5 protein-coding genes and 2 pseudogenes are annotated in these 4,445 nt (G+C 53.2%); 3 read left to right on the top strand and 4 right to left on the bottom strand.

Translation table 11 applies throughout. The features are described from left to right. Positions 1 to 24 precede the first annotated feature (24 nt). The 3 genes and pseudogenes from A0129_RS15885 to A0129_RS15445 all read left to right on the top strand — a co-directional run bounded on the left by A0129_RS15885 (position 25) and on the right by A0129_RS15445 (position 1,692). Positions 25 to 797, top strand: a pseudogene (locus A0129_RS15885) (efflux RND transporter permease subunit). A gap of 34 nt (positions 798 to 831) precedes the next feature. After that, a pseudogene (locus A0129_RS15450) lies at positions 832 to 954 on the top strand (helix-turn-helix domain-containing protein); the annotation flags it as partial. A gap of 54 nt (positions 955 to 1,008) precedes the next feature. Then, positions 1,009 to 1,692 (top strand): substrate-binding domain-containing protein, encoded by a 684-nt coding sequence (locus A0129_RS15445; protein WP_291716285.1) that lies wholly within the window; start codon positions 1,009 to 1,011, stop codon positions 1,690 to 1,692. 16 nt (positions 1,693 to 1,708) lie between these two features. Here A0129_RS15445 and A0129_RS15440 read toward each other — a convergent pair whose 3' ends face one another. The 4 genes from A0129_RS15440 to A0129_RS15425 form a co-directional block, all read right to left on the bottom strand. Beyond that, a complete protein-coding gene (locus A0129_RS15440; protein WP_291716282.1) occupies positions 1,709 to 2,527 on the bottom strand; it encodes a substrate-binding domain-containing protein in 819 nt (272 codons plus the stop codon). Positions 2,528 to 2,541: 14 nt separating this feature from the next. After that, entirely contained in the window at positions 2,542 to 3,303 is a 762-nt protein-coding gene (locus A0129_RS15435; RefSeq protein WP_291716281.1) for an ATP-binding cassette domain-containing protein, read from the bottom strand. Next, entirely contained in the window at positions 3,296 to 4,003 is a 708-nt protein-coding gene (locus A0129_RS15430; RefSeq protein WP_291716280.1) for an ABC transporter permease, read from the bottom strand. Before A0129_RS15430 ends, A0129_RS15435 begins: the two co-directional genes overlap by 8 nt. Before the next feature lie 181 nt (positions 4,004 to 4,184). Then, on the bottom strand, positions 4,185 to 4,445 hold a 261-nt coding region (locus tag A0129_RS15425; RefSeq protein ID WP_291716279.1), incomplete at its 5' end, for a flagellin.

The raw sequence follows: 4,445 nt of genomic DNA, 5'->3' as shown, positions 1-4,445 counted from the left end.
ACACTGGTACCCCTGCATTCACTGGTGGAATTTGACGATACGCGTGCGGTTGCCAACATCACGCGAAGGGACGGACGACGAACCATTTCCGTGACCGCGAACGTGAACCCGCGCAACCAGGCACAACAGGTGCAAAATGCCACTGTGCAAGACCTCATGCCGAAGTTGATGGCCGACTACCCGGGCTTGAGCTACAGCTTTGCCGGCCGCCAGCAAGATTTTTCGGAAGCCCTGGGTGGTTTGGGCAAAGGCTTCATGGTGGCCTTGTTGCTGATCTACGTGCTGTTGGCCATTCCGTTCAAAAGTTACCTGCAACCGTTTGTCGTCATGTTGGCGATTCCGTTCGGAATTTTCGGCGCAATTGTAGGCCACTTGATGATGGGCTATAGCATCAGCATTGTGTCCATGATGGGTATTCTTGCGCTGGCCGGCGTGGTGGTGAATGATTCACTGGTGATGGTGGACTACGCCAACGAAAAGTACGCGAAGGCATGACGCCCTACGAGGCTATTTGTACTTCAGGCGTGCGGCGTTTCCGACCCATCATGTTAACAACAGTATCCACATTTGGCGGCCTGGCGCCCATGATTTTCGAAACCTCACGCCAGGCAAAATTCATGATCCCGATGGCCATTTCACTGGGCTACGGCATTTTGTTCGCCACTGCCATTACACTGTTGCTGGTACCTTGTTTGTACCTAATGATCGACGATGTACGACGTATGTTGGGCACAAGCCCTGGCCTGGAGCCTGATGAAATTGATTTGACGAAACTGGAAGAAACCCGCACCACATGAATTCAGGTTTGGACACCACCGAGTTTTAACCACCAAGGAAGTGGCTGAATTGCTGCGCATCAAAGAGCGCAAGCTCTACGACCTGGTCAGTGCACAAGAAATTCCCTGCGTGAAGGCCACCGGCAAACTGCTGTTTCCCAAAGCCGAGCTTTTGCACTGGATACGCACTGGCGAATTTCTGTCGGCCAGCAAAAACAATGCACGATTGAATGTGGTTGCAGGCAGCCACGACCCGCTTCTGGAATGGGCCATTCGTGAATCGGGTTGTGGTTTGGCCATGCAATTTGATGGCAGCTTGAGCGGGCTTGATGTGTTTGAGAACAAGGGTGCGGTGGCCACCGGTTTGCACGTACTCAGTGTCAACAACACCCCCAATACCACGGCCTGGAATACACATGCGGTGCAAAACCGTTTTGCAACAAGCAATGTGGTGTTGGTGCATTGGGCCAAGCGGCAACAGGGTTTGATTGTGCCGCAAGGCAATCCGAAGAAAATTAGCAGCGTGGCTGATTTGCCTGCGTTGAAAATTGCCACACGCCAGGCTGGTGCAGGCGGCATGATTTTGTTCGAGCACCTGCTGCACACTCACAGCCTTGATTTGGCAGCGTTGAATATCTCGGAAAACTGCCGAACCGAAAACGACACAATTGCTGCAGTGGCCAGTGGAAAAGCCGATGCGGCGCCCGGTTTGCAAGCACTGGCCCTGCAATTTGGCCTTGGCTTTGTGCCCACACAACAGGAAAATTTTGATTTAATGGTGTGCCGCAAAGCATGGTTTGAGCCGCCTTTTCAAACACTTATTCAGTTCACCAACAGCAGCGAATTCAAGAAAAAGGCACAACAATTTGAAGGCTACAACACCACGGCAATGGGCACCGTGGTGTGGAATTCTTAAGGCTTATTGAGACGCCTCATTTGCCAGCATTCGGAAAAAACAAAGACTGCCCATTCTGCTGAAACCCCGCAATCGTGGCTTGCCCTTTGGCAGACACCAACCAGTTCACGAATGCATGGCCCAACTCACTTTTCACATTGGGGCACTTGGCTGGGTTCACTGCGATAACCCCGTATTGATTGAACAAGGTAGGGTCACCTTCCACCGCAATCTTGAAGTTGCCTTTGTTGCCAAATGCAATCCAGCTGGCGCGATCGGCCAACACATATGCGCCCATGCCCACACCGGTGTTCAAGGTGGCTCCCATGCCTGAACCTGTCTCGCGGTACCACTTGCCACTGGCTGCCTTCACATCCACATTGGCTGCCTTCCACAGTTCCTGTTCTTTCTTGTGGGTGCCGCTGTCATCTCCGCGTGAGGCAAAAAAAGCCTTTTTATCAGCAATTGTTTTGAACGATTTCACGACATCCTTGCTGCCTGCCACACCCGCTGGGTCGTTGCCAGGGCCAACCACCACAAAGTCGTTGTACATCACATCAAGACGCTTCACGCCATAACCATCAGCCACAAACTTTTCTTCAGCAGCCTTGGCATGCACCAGCACCACATCGCCATCGCAATTTTGCGCATTCTTCAAAGCCTGGCCGGTGCCCACCGCCACCACGCGAACTTCAATGCCAGTATCGGTTTTGAATACAGGCAGCAGGTGATCAAACAACCCGGAGTTTTGAGTCGAGGTGGTGGATTGAACAATGATGAATTTGTCAGAAGCTTGTGCTTGCGCAAACAGGCCTGTGGCCAACAATGCGGCAAGCAATCGAATTCTTTTTGTCATGGTATCTCCTCGTTTTAAATCAGCAACTCGCCTGCCAGGTAAGCCTTCGCCTCCCGGCTGGCGGGTGTTCTCAAAAATTCATCCGTGGCTTGACTGGCATGAACCCTGCCCTTGTGTACAAAGATCACTTCATCGGCGAGTCGCAAGGCTTGGCCTTGATCGTGCGTCACCACAATCACCTTCACGCCGCACTGGCTGGCACGCAGCACAATGTTTTCAATCAATGCGGTGGCTTGGGGATCGAGGCTGGCGCTGGGCTCATCCAGAATGAGCAACCCTGGCTTTGCCGCCAGGGCGCGCAGAAGTGTCAAGCGTTGCTGTTCACCCCCCGAGAGCTTTCTTGCGGGGGACTTGGCCAGGTGCTGCATCCCCCCCAGATCGAGCAGCGCGCCGGCGCGCAATGACCTTTGACCACGCTCAACACCCGCGATTGCAAGGGCATGGAGCAGGTTGTCTTGCACACTGCGGCGCAACAACACCGGGCGCTGAAACACGAAACCAATTTGATCGCGAGGAATTCGGTTGCTCTGGTTGAAACGCACAGAACCTTGCCCAGGCATGAGCAAGCCGGCGAGCAAACGCAAAATCAGGCTTTTGCCAGCGCCATTGGGCCCCATGATCGCGGTAATGCCTTGTGCGCCAATCTCCAGGTTTAAATTACTGAAAATAAGGTGCTTGCCAAATGAAAGGTGAACGCCTTCAAACTGAATTGGCAAGTGGGCTGAAAACGGTTTTGCGGGGGCCAGCAAAGCAAGATCGCTATTCATCTTAAGCATAGGCCCTCTTTTGCGCGCTGTTTTTCAGCAAGAAAAGGCCCGCATTGATCAGGATGGAAAGCACAACCAGAATAATCCCGAGTCCCAGCGCCAGCGCCAGTTCACCCTTCGAGGTTTCCAATGCGATGGTGGTGGTCATTACGCGGGTGACATTGGCAATGTTGCCACCCACGATAATCACGGCGCCCACCTCGGCCAGGGCACGGCCCAAACCAGCCAATGCACTGGTCAACAACGAATAGCGGGCATCCACAATCAAAGTACAAATGGTTTGAATGCGACTGGCATTCATGGCGCGCAGCATTTCATCGTATTCGCCATACAGGTCTTCAATCACTTGCCGGGCCAGTGCCGCCACAATTGGGGTGACCAGCACCACCTGCGCAATCACCATGGCTGTTGGGGTGTACAGCAATTGAAGAAAGCCCAACGGACCCGCGGCTGACAGCAACAGATAGATCACTAGACCCACTACCACAGGGGGCAAACCCATGAGGGAGTTCAAAAACACGACCAACACCATTCGCCCAGGAAACCGACCGATTGCCAAAGCAGCACCAATTGGAAAACCCAGCAAGCATGCGATGAATACTGCTGTAAACGTGACTTGAAGCGACAAAGCAATAATGTCGATCAAGGTGGGATCAGCTTGCCCAATGAGGGTGAAGGCTTGAACAAAGGCTTGGGAGAAATCTTGCATTTATATGCATTTTTTACGGAACAAATGCAGTGTAATGCCAAATTGCGCGTAATGTCATTGGTAATAACACCAGCGGGGAGAAAAAAGGCAGAGGACGAATGGTCCGAATTCGGGAATGTCCCCTGCCGAAACCAGCTGATCCGATGCTAGTCAGATCAGCCAGTGCTTGGTCAATTCAGGTTTACTGCAACAGGCTCAGTACGTTGTTGGGCAACTGGTTGGCCTGTGCGAGCATGGCGGTGCCGGCCTGCTGCAAGATCTGCGAGCGTGTCAGTGCAGCCGTTTCCTTGGCGAAGTCAGCATCCATGATGCGTCCACGGGCAGCCTGCAGGTTGGTGCTGGAGATGTCTGCAAAGGCAGCCACCTGTTCCAGTCGGCTTTGGCCCGCACCCACAACCGCACGAATTCCGGTGATGGCATCAATCGAGGCATCCAGCGTGGT

The organism is Limnobacter sp. CACIAM 66H1, assembly GCF_001601825.1.
In the GTDB taxonomy this organism is placed as follows: domain Bacteria; phylum Pseudomonadota; class Gammaproteobacteria; order Burkholderiales; family Burkholderiaceae_B; genus Limnobacter.
The sequence above is the reverse complement of the archived record's forward strand: the minus strand, read 5'-3'. Positions and strand labels throughout refer to the sequence as shown.

Bases quoted from the DNA above. Each gene is read 5' to 3' on its own strand.
- A0129_RS15440 (WP_291716282.1), bottom strand. From the start codon at position 2,527: ATGACAAAAAGAATTCGATTGCTTGCCGCATTGTTGGCCACAGGCCTG.
- A0129_RS15435 (WP_291716281.1), bottom strand. From the start codon at position 3,303: ATGCTTAAGATGAATAGCGATCTTGCTTTGCTGGCCCCCGCAAAACCG.
- A0129_RS15430 (WP_291716280.1), bottom strand. From the start codon at position 4,003: ATGCAAGATTTCTCCCAAGCCTTTGTTCAAGCCTTCACCCTCATTGGG.